Annotated in this window: 26 protein-coding genes and 1 tRNA gene; 21 read left to right on the forward strand and 6 right to left on the reverse strand. The window is 49.4% G+C overall.

All coding sequences use genetic code 11. The annotated features are described in order from the left end of the window. From EZMO1_RS07430 to EZMO1_RS07455, 6 genes are all read right to left on the reverse strand, one after another. Nucleotides 1–429 carry a glycoside hydrolase family protein gene (locus EZMO1_RS07430; RefSeq protein ID WP_034874391.1) on the reverse strand — a complete coding sequence of 143 codons (429 nt, stop codon included), beginning with the start codon at nt 427–429 and terminating at the stop codon, nt 1–3. A gap of 36 nt (nt 430–465) precedes the next feature. Beyond that, nucleotides 466–542, reverse strand: a tRNA-Met gene (locus tag EZMO1_RS07435). 87 nt (nt 543–629) lie between these two features. Then, the gene (locus tag EZMO1_RS07440) at nt 630–1,253 is read right to left on the reverse strand and encodes a hypothetical protein (protein WP_034874388.1); all 624 of its coding nucleotides are present in this window, start codon (nt 1,251–1,253) and stop codon (nt 630–632) included. Further along, complete coding sequence (locus EZMO1_RS07445) at nt 1,250–1,642, reverse strand: RusA family crossover junction endodeoxyribonuclease (RefSeq protein WP_034874386.1); 393 nt, start codon at nt 1,640–1,642, stop codon at nt 1,250–1,252. The genes EZMO1_RS07440 and EZMO1_RS07445 overlap by 4 nt, the downstream gene beginning before the upstream one ends. A 330-nt stretch (nt 1,643–1,972) precedes the next feature. Continuing rightward, nucleotides 1,973–3,991 (reverse strand): AAA family ATPase, encoded by a 2,019-nt coding sequence (locus EZMO1_RS07450; protein WP_051789692.1) that lies wholly within the window; start codon nt 3,989–3,991, stop codon nt 1,973–1,975. 98 nt (nt 3,992–4,089) lie between these two features. After that, the gene (locus EZMO1_RS07455; protein WP_201772162.1) at nt 4,090–4,392 is read right to left on the reverse strand and encodes a YdaS family helix-turn-helix protein; all 303 of its coding nucleotides are present in this window, start codon (nt 4,390–4,392) and stop codon (nt 4,090–4,092) included. Between the two features lie 32 nt (nt 4,393–4,424). Between EZMO1_RS07455 and EZMO1_RS07460 the strand changes: the two genes are divergently transcribed. From EZMO1_RS07460 to EZMO1_RS07560, 21 genes are all read left to right on the forward strand, one after another. Continuing rightward, the gene (locus EZMO1_RS07460) at nt 4,425–5,129 is read left to right on the forward strand and encodes a LexA family protein (RefSeq protein ID WP_145912522.1); all 705 of its coding nucleotides are present in this window, start codon (nt 4,425–4,427) and stop codon (nt 5,127–5,129) included. A gap of 190 nt (nt 5,130–5,319) precedes the next feature. Continuing rightward, nucleotides 5,320–5,874: a helix-turn-helix domain-containing protein gene (locus tag EZMO1_RS27255; RefSeq protein ID WP_051789688.1), complete on the forward strand. Its 555-nt coding sequence runs from the start codon at nt 5,320–5,322 to the stop codon at nt 5,872–5,874. A 51-nt stretch (nt 5,875–5,925) separates the two neighbouring features. Further along, nucleotides 5,926–6,408 (forward strand): hypothetical protein, encoded by a 483-nt coding sequence (locus EZMO1_RS07470; RefSeq protein ID WP_034874385.1) that lies wholly within the window; start codon nt 5,926–5,928, stop codon nt 6,406–6,408. A 43-nt stretch (nt 6,409–6,451) separates the two neighbouring features. Beyond that, on the forward strand, nt 6,452–6,865 hold the full coding sequence (locus EZMO1_RS07475; RefSeq protein ID WP_034874383.1) for a DUF7173 family protein: 414 nt from the start codon (nt 6,452–6,454) through the stop codon (nt 6,863–6,865). Then, nucleotides 6,865–7,647 (forward strand): ATP-binding protein, encoded by a 783-nt coding sequence (locus EZMO1_RS07480; RefSeq protein ID WP_034874381.1) that lies wholly within the window; start codon nt 6,865–6,867, stop codon nt 7,645–7,647. Before EZMO1_RS07475 ends, EZMO1_RS07480 begins: the two co-directional genes overlap by 1 nt. 2 nt (nt 7,648–7,649) lie before the next feature. Further along, nucleotides 7,650–8,261: a DUF669 domain-containing protein gene (locus EZMO1_RS07485; protein ID WP_034874379.1), complete on the forward strand. Its 612-nt coding sequence runs from the start codon at nt 7,650–7,652 to the stop codon at nt 8,259–8,261. 60 nt (nt 8,262–8,321) lie between these two features. Beyond that, entirely contained in the window at nt 8,322–9,371 is a 1,050-nt protein-coding gene (locus EZMO1_RS07490) for a PD-(D/E)XK nuclease family protein (protein WP_145912523.1), read from the forward strand. Between the two features lie 26 nt (nt 9,372–9,397). Then, nucleotides 9,398–10,045: an Nmad5 family putative nucleotide modification protein gene (locus tag EZMO1_RS07495; protein WP_034874377.1), complete on the forward strand. Its 648-nt coding sequence runs from the start codon at nt 9,398–9,400 to the stop codon at nt 10,043–10,045. A gap of 77 nt (nt 10,046–10,122) precedes the next feature. After that, nucleotides 10,123–10,509: a hypothetical protein gene (locus EZMO1_RS07500; RefSeq protein ID WP_034874375.1), complete on the forward strand. Its 387-nt coding sequence runs from the start codon at nt 10,123–10,125 to the stop codon at nt 10,507–10,509. Next, nucleotides 10,499–12,100: a DEAD/DEAH box helicase gene (locus EZMO1_RS07505; RefSeq protein WP_034874373.1), complete on the forward strand. Its 1,602-nt coding sequence runs from the start codon at nt 10,499–10,501 to the stop codon at nt 12,098–12,100. Before EZMO1_RS07500 ends, EZMO1_RS07505 begins: the two co-directional genes overlap by 11 nt. A gap of 145 nt (nt 12,101–12,245) precedes the next feature. Beyond that, nucleotides 12,246–13,682, forward strand: coding sequence for a hypothetical protein (locus tag EZMO1_RS07510; protein ID WP_034872942.1), 1,437 nt, complete (start codon nt 12,246–12,248; stop codon nt 13,680–13,682). Further along, nucleotides 13,666–13,929, forward strand: coding sequence for a hypothetical protein (locus tag EZMO1_RS07515; protein ID WP_034874367.1), 264 nt, complete (start codon nt 13,666–13,668; stop codon nt 13,927–13,929). The genes EZMO1_RS07510 and EZMO1_RS07515 overlap by 17 nt, the downstream gene beginning before the upstream one ends. Before the next feature lie 12 nt (nt 13,930–13,941). Further along, nucleotides 13,942–14,091 (forward strand): hypothetical protein, encoded by a 150-nt coding sequence (locus tag EZMO1_RS26605; protein WP_160174036.1) that lies wholly within the window; start codon nt 13,942–13,944, stop codon nt 14,089–14,091. Beyond that, on the forward strand, nt 14,084–14,290 hold the full coding sequence (locus EZMO1_RS07520) for a hypothetical protein (RefSeq protein ID WP_034874365.1): 207 nt from the start codon (nt 14,084–14,086) through the stop codon (nt 14,288–14,290). The genes EZMO1_RS26605 and EZMO1_RS07520 overlap by 8 nt, the downstream gene beginning before the upstream one ends. Before the next feature lie 6 nt (nt 14,291–14,296). Beyond that, the gene (locus EZMO1_RS07525) at nt 14,297–14,566 is read left to right on the forward strand and encodes a hypothetical protein (protein WP_034874363.1); all 270 of its coding nucleotides are present in this window, start codon (nt 14,297–14,299) and stop codon (nt 14,564–14,566) included. A gap of 245 nt (nt 14,567–14,811) precedes the next feature. After that, nucleotides 14,812–15,192: a Lar family restriction alleviation protein gene (locus EZMO1_RS07535; protein ID WP_160174035.1), complete on the forward strand. Its 381-nt coding sequence runs from the start codon at nt 14,812–14,814 to the stop codon at nt 15,190–15,192. Next, nucleotides 15,192–15,623: a zinc-finger-containing protein gene (locus EZMO1_RS07540; protein WP_082211850.1), complete on the forward strand. Its 432-nt coding sequence runs from the start codon at nt 15,192–15,194 to the stop codon at nt 15,621–15,623. Before EZMO1_RS07535 ends, EZMO1_RS07540 begins: the two co-directional genes overlap by 1 nt. Before the next feature lie 59 nt (nt 15,624–15,682). Further along, nucleotides 15,683–15,913 (forward strand): hypothetical protein, encoded by a 231-nt coding sequence (locus EZMO1_RS07545; RefSeq protein ID WP_034874357.1) that lies wholly within the window; start codon nt 15,683–15,685, stop codon nt 15,911–15,913. Between the two features lie 93 nt (nt 15,914–16,006). Continuing rightward, a complete protein-coding gene (locus EZMO1_RS07550; protein ID WP_034874355.1) occupies nt 16,007–16,285 on the forward strand; it encodes a Y16D family protein in 279 nt (92 codons plus the stop codon). Continuing rightward, nucleotides 16,269–16,604, forward strand: coding sequence for a hypothetical protein (locus tag EZMO1_RS07555; RefSeq protein WP_152557022.1), 336 nt, complete (start codon nt 16,269–16,271; stop codon nt 16,602–16,604). The genes EZMO1_RS07550 and EZMO1_RS07555 overlap by 17 nt, the downstream gene beginning before the upstream one ends. A 108-nt stretch (nt 16,605–16,712) precedes the next feature. Then, complete coding sequence (locus EZMO1_RS07560; RefSeq protein WP_034874351.1) at nt 16,713–16,961, forward strand: hypothetical protein; 249 nt, start codon at nt 16,713–16,715, stop codon at nt 16,959–16,961. Nucleotides 16,962–17,038: the final 77 nt, after the last annotated feature.

Consider the following 17,038-nt stretch of genomic DNA (forward strand, 5'->3'; position numbering starts at 1 on the left):
CTAATCCCGTCCAATATCTTCAGGCCACTCACCAGTCGCCATCATTTTGATTAAACGTCCAGCACGGTTAGGTACCTGCTTAGCCCAACGGCTCTCAAGCATTTCTTTTGCAGCCAGACTGAAGTCACGCAGAGCCAGAGCATTGATCATCTTCCGGAACTGCGAAAACTTCGGCCAGCCAAGGTTGAAGCACATATCAACCAGCACAGTCTGACGCACACGATCCAACTGATCCCAGAACAGAAGGTTCCGAATCAGTACCTGCCGGCAATCGTAAACATCATTGGCTAACAACTGCTCTGCTTCGTCTCTGGTTATTCCGTTATCTTCAATATTGCGACCATAGCCAATAGTGAGTTTTCCAGCAGTGCAGCGATACGGACGCGAGCGAAAGCCTTCATGATGTCTGATCAAGTCTTCAGCTTTCATGGGTTGGGAGAATGCGGACATTTTTATTTTTTGAAGTGGGGGCGGGAGCTGGACTCGAACCAGCGACCTTCGGCTTATGAGACCGACAAGCTGACCATCTGCTCTATCCCGCCAAAACGAAAACGCCCCGACAGGTTTAAAACTGTCAGGGCGTAAAAATCGGGAGTATGGGGTTATATTGGTTTATGGGTTTATGAAAGTCAACAGTCATGATTAACCAGGTCCGCTAATGCCAGAACGAATTCAGCCCGTTTGGTGGCCAGGTCGATTAGTTGTCTAACAGCTTTCCGAACTTCCCATTGTTGGTGGTCGATGGTTCTCTGATTCTCATCATCCGATGCCTGGAACGGCTGTAGCACTATGTCAGGCCGCAATGCTCTCAATGCCATGTACTGCAATCGCTTTTCGTTCGCCAGCACACTGCCACGAACAAGCCCCTGATCGATTAACCCTTTCCGGATTACTGGCCAACCCTCCTGCAGAGCATCACGCAGGTTATCGGTCATCGCCAGTCGTAACCGGTAGTTGCCGGTTTTTATCGGGTTGCCGTCGTGCGTGTAACGAACTCTCAGCAGTTGGTACGACACCGGATCCAGCTGGTGACGTAACAGGCCAGCGGTCATGCCTGCCTGAGTTGCCCAGTCCACCCTGGTCAATCGATCCTTGTCGAAGTTTGGATCCAGCTGAACGGGTATATCCAGCTCCGGATACTTGTCCGAAAGCTTGGATGCCAGAAGTTGCCATCCTGCCGATTTGTAGCTGTCGAACAGGGTCGGGTTGAATGCGTTGATCAGAGCTCCTCCGGTGGACGGGTACATGCTCATGAATTCACCTCCTGTGAGAGCGTCTGAATCTCCACCATCGCTACGCCATCGGGTGGAATCTTGTCACCGCGAACAATCGCCAGCTGGTCGATCTGGCTGTCATCGAGCCACACTCCGGCGTGGGTCAGACTGTCCAGCAGGGCTTTCATGCGGTTGTCGATGTCGGATCTGCGGTTGGTGGGGAAGTGCAGCCGGACCGAGACCCTGAGTTTTCCGGTCAGCTTCCGGTTGTGGATGCCCTGTTCCATGCAGGCCGCCTTGACCAGTGTCCGATAATTTTTCCCTTCGTCGGTCATGTAGACACTGGGGATATGCTTTCGGCCTTTCCGGATGACCCTGTGTTTCCAGACATGGTTCACGGTTGGCGGTAAGGGGAGAATTATTCTCATGCCTGACCTCCAGCCCTCGCCTTCCTCCGGTGGTTTCCCCTAAAGGGGAAAACCACCCGAAAAGGAGGAAGAGGCTCGTAAGGGCTCAAACAGATCGGAGGAAAACCGGAGGTAGAACCGGAGGAATCACTAAACCCTTTATTTTTAAGGGTTTGAGTGTTTTTTAATAACTTCGGAGGATGACCGGAGGAAGCACTGGAGGAAAGAATATTCTTTAAATTCTCCAAACGACCGGAGGATGTCATAACACATTGAAAAATAGGCATTTTACCTTTTTGTCTCCTCCGGTCTTTTTCTCCGGAGGAAGCAATTAAGGAGAAAGAGTGAGCTTTAAACATTGTTTACGTCCTCCATGAGATACACATAGTGTCCATCAATTCTTATGAGCCCAGCTGCAATCATGCGATCCTTTGTGCGACCAAAGTTTTTGTGTGATTTGAGCGGCCTATCAACTCCTACACATTCTTTTTTCCAGTGATCTGTTGCGACGTTAGCTTGATTTGCATCAGACCCACCGTTGGATAGGTTAAGCCTGTACTGCGCGTACATTTCTGCAAGAATCTCAAGGCAGCCAACTTGCTCAGCGCTTGGTCTTTTTCCGTTCTTTCTGGCTTGATTGACAATGTTCTTAACAACAGGCGCCTCGGTATTCTCCAGCACACAACTGGTCTGAACCTCGCCATCCTCATCACGCCAGGGCAGTTCTGTAATCTTGAGATTGAATTGCTTCGGATCGGGCTCGTCAGCGTCTTTCATCTTCTTGGAAGTAACCGTTACACTGTCGTCGTTTTTGACAACTGCGTATTCGGCATCGAGCGCAGCCTTTAAGGCAGAGTTTCCACGGGCCCGATCCTGATTACTGGTGCCGGTGTGATGGACGACAAGAACACAGCAACCCCATTTTGTTCTGAAGTGTTCGTCCAGATGCCGGACAAACTGGTTCATGTCCTGTGTGCTGTTCTCGTCTGCACCGCCGAAGTTACGGGCGAGGGTATCCACCACGACAACAGAAGGTACGATTCCGCCATTCTGTTCAATGATCTGATCAACGGCCTGAGTGACCTGTACTGCACTGGAAGCGTCGTACAGGCTCGCCGATGCCTTGCTGACATAGATGGGAGCGTTTGCCAGTGACGTGCTGTTCTCCATCTCCCACGCTTTGAACCGTCGGGACAGACCGTTGATACCTTCACCCGCCAGATAGAAGACTGCGCCTTGTCGTTTGATTTCCTGTCCGTGCCAGGGTTTGCCGGTTGCGATGCAGCACGCCATATCGATAGCTACAAATGATTTACAGCAGGCTGGTTGACCGAACATTAACGCTAAGGAATCAGTCTCCAGAAAGCCCTTGATAAGCCAGCTTATGGGCTTGGGCTGACTGATCATTTCCCCAACAGGCAGGAAGCTGAAACTGGAGGGCATAAAGCCGGTTGGGCATTTAAGTTGTTCCAGTAACAGATTAGGCGCTACTTGCTTTAGGTCGTTGAAGTCTGTGCCAGTGGTGCCGGGTGGAAACTGGGGAAAGACGACGGTTGCGCCGATTGCTTCAGCTGCCTTCATTGCGCAGGTAAGGCCGGGATTACCCTGCGTCGCACTGTCGTTGTCTGCTGCCATCAGAACGCTTTTGCCGGTCTGTTGCAGACGACGGGCGACGGCTTCAAGGTTGCCTTTGTCGAAGGCCACTACAGCACCGCAACCGGTTTCTTCGTGAATGGTTGCGGCTGTTGAGTAGCCTTCCGCTTCGTACAGAGTGTCGGTGAGCTCACCGATCAGGTGGAGGCCGCCGGCTTTTTTTCCGCCCGTCTTGTAACGCTTCTGGAACTCGCCGTTCTCGTCTTGCCAGATGTACTGGAGGCTACAGATATTGTCGTATTCATCGTGGATGGGGATCAGCAGGGTCTGTTCACGTTGTCGTATGCCGTGGGGCTTTACGTTTTTCAACATAAGATACGGGTGGTCGGGATCGGCGGCCCGGGCTTGTTCCCATTGTTCCTGACAGACTTTGGCGGCTTCTGCCCACACCCATTGTTGTTCCCGTTCCCGCTCAGCTTTGAGGAGTGCCATAACGCGCTCTTGCTGCTCGCGTTCTTCCGGTGTTAGCTCGCGACTGTCGTGCATTGACCAGACGTGTTTGTCGCCGCTCTTCCAGCTGCCAAAGGAACCAGCCGGATAACGCCCGCCATAGAGAACGTACCAGCCATTCTTTTTACCGGGCTTGTCACCTTCCACATGAAAGCGTTGAATTTTGCCATCGGCTATCAGGTCATCACGGCAAACAAGCCCTGCATCCTGCATAGCATTAGCGAACTGTTGGGCGAAGTCAGGCGATGCCCCGAACAAGATGGCCATGCTTCCCCCCTGATACTGAATAGGTCATAATGATCCCTGTTGATATGTAAAACCCCGTAACCTGTTGGCGCTGGTGCGGGGTTTTCTTTTTGTCTTTCTTATTCAGCTGAAGGGGTGCTGATCAACTGCTTTCTGCTAATCCTGCCGTCAGTTGCTTTTTCTATTTGAGTTGCGTAGCTGGTTTCACCAGTCCACTCAGTTCTAGGTAGTCGTCCTCTCTTCTCCCACTTCTTAACGGCTTGGTAAGTGACACCGCACACTGTGGCCAGCTTCTGCAGTCCGAGCATTTCAATAGCTTCAGTGATCCTGTTGTTTTTCATATTTCCACCTAGAATAAAACTATTGGTTATATAAATTATCAATAGAGATAACTGATAGTCAATCCTATAGTTTGAGAACATATAACTTTCAGTATTTAACGAGGGTGGTAACAGTGACTGCAAATGGCAGTGATGAGAGAGCCGATTTTGCCAAACGGTTAAACCAGGCTTTAGACAAAATTAACTTTCCGGTGAAAGGTAAAGGTAGGCAGCTGGAGCTGGCAAAAATGTTTGGCATATCTCAGCACGCTGCCAGAAAATGGCTTGAGGGTGAATCCATGCCTAATACAAAACGCTTGCCAGAGCTTGCAGGTCGGTTGCAAGTGACAACTGAATGGTTGCTTAGCGGTCGCGATCTGGGCCCATCCAAAACTGGAAATCTTTCTACTGTTGGAATCAACTTTGAGATAGCGCACAGTGTACCAATAATAAGCTGGGTTCAGGCTGGAGCCTTCTGTGACAGTGGTGGTCCTTGGGTAGTAGAAGACGAGACAACACAGCATGTAGCGCATTTCGGAAAACTGAGCGCCTCAGGTTTTGCTCTGGAGGTGCGTGGAGACTCAATGGTTAATCCTCATGCAGGGCAAGTGTCGTTTTTGCCTGGCTCTTTTGTCATTATCGAACCAGCTAAGGAAGCGAGTCCCGGCAACTATGTGGTTGTAAGGTTGCCAGGAACAAACGAGGTGACACTTAAGCAGCTTGTTAGTGATGCCGGTGAGTTATATCTAAAGCCGCTGAATCCACAATACAGTACACAAAAATTTCCTAAAGACGGGCATGTTTGCGGTGTGGTTGTAGGCATGCAGACAAATTTTTAGACGATAACCAGCCACCTTCTCCTGACTAAAGCGCCCTGCCACGGGCGTTTTTTTTGCGCAAAATACCCACCATCAACCAAAAGTATTTTTATTTCAAAAAAAATATAACCAAAAGTATTGACTGTAAAAATAACTAACAGTTATATTTATTTTCACAAGGTAGGCAGACAGACATCGGGAAGCAAAAGTCATGAAAAGGGATAAGGTTATTGGTCAGCTGAAAATTTACGCTAAAAAGGAAGCGGCTATTCAGTCAGTCATAAAGAGACTTAAAAGCGATATATCTGAACTTGAGCAGGAAGCTACCCAAATTAAAAACGATATCCTGATCAGGCATTCTGAGTTTAACACGCGTCTGTGGGAGTCTTTGCCAGTCGATGAGCAGGGTTCCTTCGAAGAAAAAATGCTTCCATTTTCATTCTATGCAGATGGCATTCTGGTTGAACTGACTGAAGATTATGAAGTTGCTGGAGATGTCGCTATCACTGCGATTCCAAATTTCTCCACTTCTGAAGAAATCACAATCATTGAAACTATTGGTAGTCGAATTACCCAGCTAAGAAAAGCTAAAGGCTGGAGCCAGTCTCATCTTGCAGGTGTTATTGAAATATGTACTGACACAAAAATAACTCAGCAAAGCATTCAGCAAATTGAAAGCGGAGAAACAAAGAATCCTCGCCATCTGGAAGACTTTGCGACGGCATTGGATGTATCTGAAAAATATCTTCGCTTTGGTGAAGATTGATTAAGTCACTAAAGCAGTAACCAAACCACAACAATAAAGGGAAAACCCCAAATGTCAAAAACAGACCTTGATTGTCTGGAGGATGCCTTCGTGCCTGAAAAAGACGAAGAGCGCCTTCAATTAACCGCTTCTACCCTGCTGGGGGATTTGATGGGGCTGGTAACGGATGAAGTTAAAGCCCTGCCTGATGTATGGCAAAAGCTTTCCGAACTCCAGCAGCAGGAAGTGATTGTTCGGGTTAAGAAGCAGTGTACAAACGCTGTCGCCCAAGCGGTTCGCATTATGGCAACCGGTGACCGTGTTTCTCTGCTCGCCACTGTAGACACGGTGACGTTTAAGGATGGTGTGAAGGCCGTTTTTAAAATGCCTGGTAACTCTCCCGGTCGCCACGATCTGGCAGACGCGGAAGGCGAAACCGTGATGATCGTCATTCCTGACACAGATGCCTATATGGGCGGTGAAGAACCTGAAGCGGATCCGGATCAGCCAGCTTTTGATTTGGATGGAGAAGACGTCAGCCAATTTACTCACTGATTAGAGCAAACCAAAGAAAACAATAAGCGCAGGAGCGTAAACCATGGAAGAGAAGAACGAAGTTCATATTCTGGATAAGCTGTCTTGGCAACTGGAAGAGGCCAAGCGCCATGAAAGCATGGCTCGTCAGGCTCGTCTGGAAGTTGAAGCCAAGATTCTGGAGACCGTCGGCGTGAAAGAGGAAGGCAGCGCCACGATCAAAAGCGACTTTTATAAGGTCACCACCACTGGCGGCATCACCCGCAGTCTGGACGCCAAGAAGTTTGAAGACATCAAAGGTCGTTTGCCACTGCATGTGGCTGAAAAGGTGGTTCGCCTGAAGCCCGAACTGGATGTTCGTCAGTTCAAAGCATTGAAAGATCTGAGTCCTGACCTGTACGCCATTATGGCGGAAGCCGTCACCAGCAAGCCCCGCAAAGCGTCTGTGAAAATTGAACGGCTGGAGGCGTCTGCATAATGGCTATCTCCCTTAACTCCATCAGTCGCGCCGCTGGCCTGAGTGCGCCCCGGGTGCTGATTTATGGCGATGCCGGTACCGGTAAAACGACAGTGGCCGCCGGTGCACCTGCCCCCATCTTTCTGCCCACTGAAGACGGCCTGGGAAAGCTTGTGGTTGATGCCTTCCCGATGCTCACCAGCTGGAGCAGTGTCATCGAAGCGTTGTCTGCTCTCTATCACGAAGAGCACCAGTTCCAGACCCTGGTGCTGGATAGCGTTGACCACCTGGAGCCGCTGATCTGGCAACAGGTCTGCATGGATCACAACAAAAGCTCTATCGAGGAGTTTGGTTACGGCAAGGGCTACGTGGAAGCCCTGACCCACTGGCGCACCCTGATGCAGTGGCTGAACGCCCTGCGTAATGAGAAAGGCATGGCCATCATTCTGATCGCTCACGCGGAGATCAAGCGGTTTGAGTCACCGGAAGTCGACAGCTTTGACCGCTACCAGATCAAGTTGCATAAGCGAGCCTCTGAACTGGTTCAGGAAAGCATGGACTGTGTCCTGTTCGCCAACTACAAGACAGTCGTCCAGAAAGAAGACAAGGGGTTCGGGCAGACCAAGAGCCGTGGTGTGTCCACTGGGCAGCGTTTACTTTACACCGAAGCCCGCCCCGCTTTCGTAGCGAAAAACCGCTACTCACTTCCGACTGAGATTCCTATGTCCTGGGACGCATTTAGTCAGGCACTCGGTCACTCATCCAACCCAACCCAAAACAACCCACAACCACAGGGAGAATAACCATGGCAGGTTTAGGATTTAAGGCTAACGACTACAGTCCCGCGCAAGGGTTCGAGCCTCTTCCCAATGGTGATTACATCGCCATGATCACCGAGTCTGAGCTGAAGCACACCAGGGCAGGCACTGGCCAGTACATCAAGTTCACTTGGACGGTGATGGATGGTGAATACTCCGGACGCAAGATCTGGAGCAATCACAACATCATCAACCCCAACCAGACGGCTGAAAAAATTGCCCGGGAAGAGATCAGCGCCATCGCTCACGCCATTGATCGTCCTGAAGCACGCACCACTGAAGAGATGGAAAACATTCCTTGCTCTATCACGTTGACTATCAAGCAGGAAGACGGACGGGATCCTTCCAACGTCATCAAAAAATGGGAGGCCATTAACGGTGCGGGCTTTCCAGCCCAGCAAGCCCCAGCCCCTCAGCAACCAGTGCCCGGACAGCAGCCTCAGCCTACAGCGACTCCAACAGCTCCACCGCAGCGAATGGCGCCAGCGCAAACGGCTCCTCAGCCCGCCACGCAAGCGCCGCCGGTAGCGCCTGCACCACAGGCACCGGCACAAACCACAGCACCGGCAGGTGCGCCCCCATGGGGACAGCGACAGTAACGGACGACGCCCCTCTGATATTCAGAGGGGAAACCCCAATTAATGAAGGACTGCACCACCATGAAAATTCCAGAAGCTGACAGCACCATTAAGCGCATCTACCGGCACTACGAAGCCAATGCCGACAGCGGGTTCCGTCCACACCTTGGAGCCTCTTTAATCGGTAAGCCTTGCGCCCGTGCGCTCTGGTATGACTTCCGGTGGTGTACGCCTGCCAGTTTTGAAGGTCGCATGTTGCGGCTGTTTGAGACTGGGCAGGTTGCAGAGCCACGGTTCGTTAAGAATCTGGAAGGAGCTGGTGTAAAGGTCTACGAAGTGGATCCACAAACCAACCAGCAGATACGGGTGAGTGCTTGCGCTGGGCACTTCGGCGGTTCCATGGATGGTGTCGGTATTGGCTTTGTGGAAGCGCCCAAGACCTGGCACGTCATCGAGATGAAGACGCATTCCGAGAAGTCGTTCAAGGATTTGCAGAGTAAAGGCGTTGAGGAGTCCAAGCCCCAGCACTACGCACAAATGCAGGTGTATATGCACCTTGCTCACGATGGTCCCCTGACCAGAGCCTTTTATATTGCCGTGAACAAGAACACCGACGAGCTGTACGGCGAGCGCATTAAATACGACAAGAATAAGGCAACCGAACTGGTCAACAAGGCCGCCACCATTATCGCCAGTGACAGACCACTGGATAAATTGAACGAAGATCCTACTTGGTATCAGTGTAAGTTCTGTGATCATTCACCGGTTTGTCATGGTCAACAAGCACCAGCGGTTAACTGTCGAACCTGCCTGCACAGTACACCCGCAGACAATACCCAGTGGCACTGCGCCCGTTACAAGTGTGCCATCCCTGAAGAAAACCAGCGTACTGGCTGCCAGTCACATCTTTATATACCCGATCTGTTGTTTGGCTTCGCTGACGTAGTTGACTCCGGCGAGTACTGGATTCGCTACAAGCTGAAAAGCACTGGTCAGGAGTTTGTGACAGGTGAAGCACCAGAGCAGTTGAGTTCCTGTGAGATTAAGGCAGTGGAGCAGAAAGAGTTACTGGGTGATCCGAACGTGCAGGGTCTTCGGGAGACGTTTCAGGCTGAGATTGTAAAGCGATAAATCACAACAATAAGGATAAGCAACCCATGCGATTAAGTATCAAATTAAAAGACGACATGCTGACCAATGCGCTTGAAAGCATCTTTGGTAAAGAAATGGATCGGCTTAATAAGCGGCTGTTGAAAATGGTGGAATCAATGCTTCCACTGCATGAAAAAAGCATTGGTCCATGGAAGGAGATTAACAACGAATTTATCTCGCTTTCTCAAAATGCCAGTCTTGAGACTGAGAACAAGAACGGATATCACAAAACCCTTGAACTTAGGTTTGTAGATTCTGGATGTCGTAAGATTCGATACAGAGGTAATCCTGAAAACCTTTTAACCGATACTGTTCCATTACCTTACGCGGTTCCTTACCGAATCAGATACAGCAGCAGGGTTTACCTGCGACTAAGCACCCTTCTAAAGAAACATCCTGCCAAGCTTCGAAACATTGAAGAGCATACCAAGAAAGTTGAGCAGCTGATGGAACGGTTCAAAGAAACCCGCTTTGAACTTATCCAACTGATGAACTCCTGCAAAACTGTCAAACAACTTCAGGAAGCATGGCCTGAAGGTATTGAGAAAGGAATCATTGAAATTCCCCAGCCACAGCAAACCCCGAACCTGCCAATCGCAGTACACAACCTGAATGAAATGGTGTTTGGCAATGACGGTAAGCGCGGAACATGAGTTCCTGCGCTGGATCGACGAACAGGACGAATTAGAAAAACAACACGTTATCAACAGGCTATTCAGGGATAAAAACAATGAACAGAAAGTTCGAAGGCATTACACAGATTATCGAGGGGTACGGGTTCCATTCCGGCAACGTCAAGCCAGAAAAAAAGGGCGAGTTTATTGGCTTTTCTATCGAAAATGGCATCTGTCTGACAATGTTTGTCGAAGGCCGGTTTTTTCCGGAGGTCGATTACTGGTTGCCGATGACGGGGATCAATAACGCGGTGACTCATCCCGAAGGGCTGGAGGATAAGTTTGCTGGTCAGGCGTTGTCAGCATTGCTAGGTCAAAGCAACCCCTTATTAAATTACTGCGAAGAGTTCTCTGAAAGAGAAGTAGCCAAGTTCGCTTTTGGTTATGCAGATGCGATGCTCGCTGAGCGCAAGGCCAGAAAGGAGCAGGACAATGGCCTTTAATCTGCGCTGGTACCAGGGCGAAGCCATTGCGGCGATCTATGAGTACTTCGCCAGAGCGCAGGGCAACCCGCTGGTGTGCGTCAGCACCGGCGGGGGTAAGTCGGTCATTATCGCTTACTTCATTCAGCAGGTGATGGAAGCGTGGCCCAACCAGCGCATTCTGGTATTGGCTCATGTGAAAGAGATTCTGGAACAGAACTTTGACAAGATCACCAGCATCTGGCCATTGGCTCCCGCTGGTGTTTACTCCGCAGGCCTGAACCGTCGTGATACCGATTCCGCCATTCTGTTTGCGGGTATCCAGTCAGTTCACAACAAGGCGTTTGATCTGGGTGCGTTTGATCTGGTGATCGTGGACGAGTGCCACCTGATCAACGCCGACAAAGACGACACCATGTACACCGGTTTCTTTCGGGATATGAAGCTGATGAACCCGAACGTTAAGGTGATTGGTTTTAGTGCTACACCATACCGGATGAAATCAGGACTACTGACTGAAGGTGACAATGCCCTGTTTGATGAAGTGGTGTACGAAACTGATATTCAGCGGCTCATTGATGAAGGTTTTCTGTCACCACTGGTGACAAAGGGTGGTACTGAAAAAATTGATATGACCGGTGTTCGTACCCGTACCGGCGAGTTTGTCACCAAGGATCTGGAAGACGCTGTTCATAAAAACGATGTCACCGAGAAAGCCGTGACCGAGATCCTTCACTACGGGAAGAACCGTAAAGCCTGGTTAATCTTCTGTGTCAGTGTCGCCCATGCGGAGGAAGTGAAAGAGCTGCTGGAGTATGAAGGCATTACTACTGAATGCGTCCATGGTGCTACACCCGCCATCGAGCGCGAGCGCATTCTCAGGGATTACAAAGCAGGCAAGATTCAGGCGCTCACCAGTCAGGGGGTTTTAACCACCGGTTTTGATGCGCCACTGACGGATATGATTGCTCTGTTGCGTCCTACCAAGTCGCCCGGCCTGTATGTGCAGATTATGGGCAGAGGCCTGCGGATCAGCCCGGAGACTGGCAAAACCGATTGTCTGGTTCTGGACTATGCCGGCAACGTCGAAAGACACGGCCCCATTGACCGTATCAACGTAGACAGCATTCGTCGTAAGCGTAAGGGTGTAAAAGGTGAAGCCCCTATGAAGGAATGCCCGGAGTGCCACACCTTTGTACTGGCATTCGTTCCTGCTTGTCCGGATTGCGGTTATGTCTGGCCACAAAAGCCCCAGCATGAAGAAACCGCTTCGAATGCTGCCGTACTGGCTGACCAGGTAGAGGCTGAATGGCACGACGTAGAAGACGTGTTCTACGACAAGCACGAGAAGAAAGACAAGCCGCCATCGTTGAAGGTGACATACCGTTGTGGCTTCGACTCTTTCAGTGAGTGGGTCTGCTTTGAGCACACAGGCTATGCCCAAAACAAGGCGCAGGTGTGGTGGTTCCAGCGAGCAGGCTTTCAGGCACCTTGCCCCCGTACCGTGGATGATGCCGTTGACCGGATCAGAGAACAACAAATTCCATTCCTGGCACCCAGCCGGATACAGGTCAAACCCGAAGGCCGTTTTCAGCGCATTCTGAATGGGTGAAAGTCTCATACTGACCATTTTTTCTGGGCTTGCCGTCCGTGGTTTATACAGCAGCTACAAATTTTCTCTGGACTTACATAGGAACGGCCAAACACCGCTATGATCGTTACTGTAAAAGATACCGCAACAGTGAAAGGCCGCCCCGATGCAAGTATGTCAGCCACTAGCTGAAGCCGCCAATTTTTCTTGTCATGCTATCCAACAGCTTGAGCAAAAACTGGCCGTTCTTCGTCAGGAACACAGCCCAATCAAGCACTTTGAAGACTATGAAGGTGAGATCCATAAACTCTTTATCGAAGCAGAGCAAAGCGTTCTGGCAGAAGACCTGACCGGGCTTGATATTGACGTTCCTGCGATTGAGGTAAGCGGTGTCTGTTACCATCGGGTGTTGCGATCTTCAGAAACTTATCAATCCGCTGTCGGCCCTGTCCGGGTTTTGCGTACGCTCTATCGTAACGGTAAGGATCACTCTATCATCCCTTTGGAGCTACAGGCAGGTATTGTAGAGGGGTATTGGACACCAAAAGCAGCTAAACAAGCTGTCTGGATGGTTGCGCAAATGCCTCCCGGAGAGGCTAAAAGCCTACTTGATCTGATAGGGAACATGACGCCCTCGGAAAGCTCTCTGGCCAGACTACCCAAAAAGTTCAATGCGCAGTGGGAACCCAATAGGGAAGCCTTTGAAGACTTTCTCTGGGAAAGCGTCAAGGTTCCTGAAGAAGCTGTGACTGCCGCCGCTTCTCTTGATGGCGTCATGTTGCCGATGAAAGATGGTAAACGTCAGGAAAAGCGGGAACAGAATAGAGTCGATGGCAAGCGAACCCGTGGCCCTGCTGGCTGTCAGGAGGCCAGTTGTGGAACATTGTCGTTTTACGATGCACAGGGTGAACGCCTCTCAACGGTCAGGATGAGTCGAATGCCTGAAAGCAAGAAAGTGACTTTGAAACAATCACTCTCCGCACTCCTGAGCGAAGCTCTTCGACAGAGGCCAGATCTGACGCTTGTTAAAGTCGCTGATGGGGCAAAAGACAACTGGACCTACCTTGCCAATGAACTCCCTGAAGGTCACGAGGTTGTAGACTTCTATCATGCCGCAGAGCACCTGAAGAAAGCGTTTGACCTGTCCTATGGTGAAAACAGCAACAAATCCAGAGAAAAGTTCATCACCTATCGCCACATCCTCAAAGAGGAGCCCGAAGGTGTTGAAAAAGTCATCAAAGCTCTGGCTTACCAGCATAAACGACACCCTCGTCGATCGAAGTTGAAAACAGAGCTGGAGTACTTCAGAAGTAATCGAACCCGCATGAACTATGCTGAACACTTGTCGCACAACTTGCCAATAGGCTCAGGGGTTATTGAGGCTACTTGTAAAACCTTGGTAACGCAGCGAATGAAGTGTTCTGGAATGAGGTGGCGGCATCCCGGAGGCCAAGGTATTTTGACAGCAAGGTCATTAATTCAGAGTGGCATGTTCGACAATGGCTGGAAGTTACTGGCGGTGACCTACTGCGCCAAGGTCACGGAAGTGGGTATGGACAATGTCATCCCATTCCCCATGCAGAAAGGTGACTTGGAATTATAGTACCAGTCAATATGAGACTTTCACCCTTCTGAATCACGATCTGACACCTGTTATCGGTACACCCAGCGAGTGGAACGACAACCCAGCCACTAAACCCAAACAGATGGACATCACTCCTGCAGAGGATGAATTTGCAGACGCCCGGGCAGCCTTGGGTGATGACGACGATGACGAGTGGAACAAAACCATGGACGACCTGTGGAGTTCAGCCGGACAGGTTGTAGAAGACGACAAGGTACCGTTTTAGGAGTTTCGGATTATGGACAGCAAGAAAATAAGACAGGCTTTGCAGCTGGCGCAGGAATACATCCTGATGCCGGAAGGCCACAAACCCAATCGGCAGGTAGTGATCAGGGAGTTAAGAGCCGCCATCGAGGAAACCAAGAAGCAGGAGAAGGATCATGAATAACCGAAACGCACTCCAGAACATCGCTGAAGATCTGGTTCGTATGGAAGGCATCAGCCGTTCAATCGTTAGCGATAACCAGAGAGTATGGCGAGAAGGTTCAGTTCTGATTTTCAGTTCAGGGCCTAATCGAATTTATCTTGCCAGCAGTTGCTCGGCTGCAGACCGGGCAATTAAAAAGCTCATCGCGGCATCACGGTAGTTGAGTATGGACGTACCAGTGTTTGCCACCAAACGGGACCTGGATCTGATCCATGTACGGAAGCTGGCGAAGAACTTCCGCAAAGACCAACTGTCTGATGCTGACGGCGAACAACTGGCTGGCGATCTGGAAGCGTTAAACCGGTTAAAGACCAGCAGCCTGATCAGTAACTACGAGTCGATTCGATGTGAGAAACGGATCTACAAACGTTATCAGGCATTGGTTCGGGAGTATGGGCATAAAGTCAGGAAGCAGGCAGATGGAAATAACGTATGACAAACACGGGCGGATGAATTATCACCCGGACTTTCATTTTAATCAGAAGAAACCGTGGACGACGACAGACGAAAAATTCCTGATTGATATGTACGAAAGAATTGGTCCTGATCAGGTTTCTTTGTATTTGGGTCGCACTATTCACACGGTTATGACCAGGGCGTATCAATTAAGAAAAAATGGATTGATGCCAAAAAGGTCAATTAAGAAGCATTTTCCCAGGAATGGTAATTGAGGATCAAATAATGAAAATAGAGTTAAAGGAATGTCCGCTTTGTGGGAGTAAGGCGTATTTAGATAGAAAAACATCAGCTGTTCATTGCTCCAACTGTTGTACAAGATATCTGGCCTCTGCTGTTAAATACCCGGACTTCGATCAAGCTGCTATTGATCATTGGAATAAACGTTATTTCCCGGAAGGTTGTACACCAGCTGATGCCAGACACTTGCGGGAGGCTAATTGGGATTTGGCTAAAGAGAAAGAAAAGATGGAGTTACTTCTTTTTAAGTTTGTAACCGAGTACGGCGAGCGTGAAACAGAGAAAAACTCAGACGAGTTAAAGCCAGTAGGAAAACAACGCTGTTTAATTATGCGTCAGTGTATGCGTGAGTTGGGGATCAAATAATGAAAACACCTTTCAATCCAAGCACTAGAGCAGCCAAACGAGTTAAAAACCCATTGCCAAAACCGGAGAGCTGTAATTGTTGTGGTGGTTCCGTTGAGATTGTTCGTAACAGTGAAATATACAACGGTCGTAGCTTTGGTCAATGGCCGTGGGTTTATCTCTGCCGCAGTTGTGGCGCTTACGTTGGCATGCACCCGCTGACAGATATTCCATTAGGCACACTGGCAAATAGGGAAACACGCATAGCCAGAAAGCGCAGCAAGGCACCTTTTGAACTTCTGCATAAAACCGGAAAGATGACCCGGTCTGAAGCCTACCGTCGTCTGGCTGAAAAACTGGGTATTGAAAAAGGGCAGTGCCATTTCGGCTGGTTTGATGTGGCGATGTGTGAGCGGGCTGAAGTGGCAGTCAGGGAAATACTTTTGGATTAGAGCTGGAGAGAAGCCTGCCCTTACCCGATTTATCTGCCGATTGGCAGGGAGCTGAAAACATGGACACCAACAAACCGAGAAACGTAGATCATGCGTTCATCACGAACGGACAGGAGAACCCCGACGAGCTTATTACTCTTTTGAACGATGCAGCCAAGCAAATACGAGAATTGGAGCAAGAGAATAAGCAGATAAATGAAAAGATCGAGAATGCAAAGAACTGTCTGGTAGCTGCCGCTATCGGTGATCCGTTTGAAGTTATTCAGATAACTTTGGACATACTCGAATAAGGCAGATAACGCCGTTTTCACCTGCCGCCGGAGGCGGTCTGGTGGAAAACTTTGGTAGGTGGCTGATTGGTACAAAGTAGAGGGTAGAATAGAATGGAACAACGAATAGTTTGTGCAGCAGTTGAGATTGACGGCTTTATTGTTACTGGCTACAGGCATTACGATCAGATAATGAATGCAGTTATCGACAAAGTTTTTACGGAAAAACAATTTAATCAGTTGATGCGTGATGATCTGATACGTGATGGCTTCATTGATAATCGTGGTGCATTTCTTGACCGAAAAGCAGCATGGGAAATTGCATTAAAAAATAAACAGATTATTAGAGACTTGCCAAGCGCAGGTGCGTTGTTTAGTGAAAACCTTTATTAAGCCACATACCGCCGTTTTCACCTGCCGCCGAAGGCGGTCTGGTGGAAAACTTTGTTATACGCAAAATGACAAACCCAATGGGGAAAACATGGAAAGAATTGAAGGTAGTGTGCAAGTAAAAGTAATGCCAGGAATGAAAGCAAGAATTAACCCTGAAGAAATTGAAGGAAAGAAGAACAAAGGCAAAGAGTTTGTAATTGCCAGTGAGCCTAGAAACCTTTGCGGAACTATAATTGTCGCATTAGATAATTTAGACGGGAGTCGTTTCAGCCCTGCATATGATTTGTCGATGCTTGAGATAACTGACGCAAGCGTATAACGCCTGCTTCAGCCGCCGAACGAAGTGAGGTCGGGTGAGCGCAGCGAACGAACTGGAAGCATTTGTTAGGTGCTTTGGCACGATGCCTGAAAATTAACGGAAAAAATTATGTTTGATCTTGATCTTGAACCCGTCGAAGAAGCATCTATCAATGAGGATGCCGCTAAAATCATTATGCAACTTGAAGCATGGTTTGAGTCTCGAACTGACAAACTTCAGGAGATTGCCAGAAGTCAGCCAGACACAGTAAGGATCAATGACTTTGAAAACAGCGACCCTGATTTTATCAATGGTTTTAAAGCTGGACTCATTGCAGCAGTGGAAGTTATGGGAAAATTCCCTGTAAACGTGGAGTAGCGGGAGGCACATAACGCCTGCTTCAGTGGCGTGCCGTAGGCACGTCCGCTGGAAGCATTTGTTAGATGCATGGCAGA

The sequence above is a fragment of the Endozoicomonas montiporae CL-33 genome, from assembly GCF_001583435.1.
Lineage (GTDB): Bacteria > Pseudomonadota > Gammaproteobacteria > Pseudomonadales > Endozoicomonadaceae > Endozoicomonas_A > Endozoicomonas_A montiporae.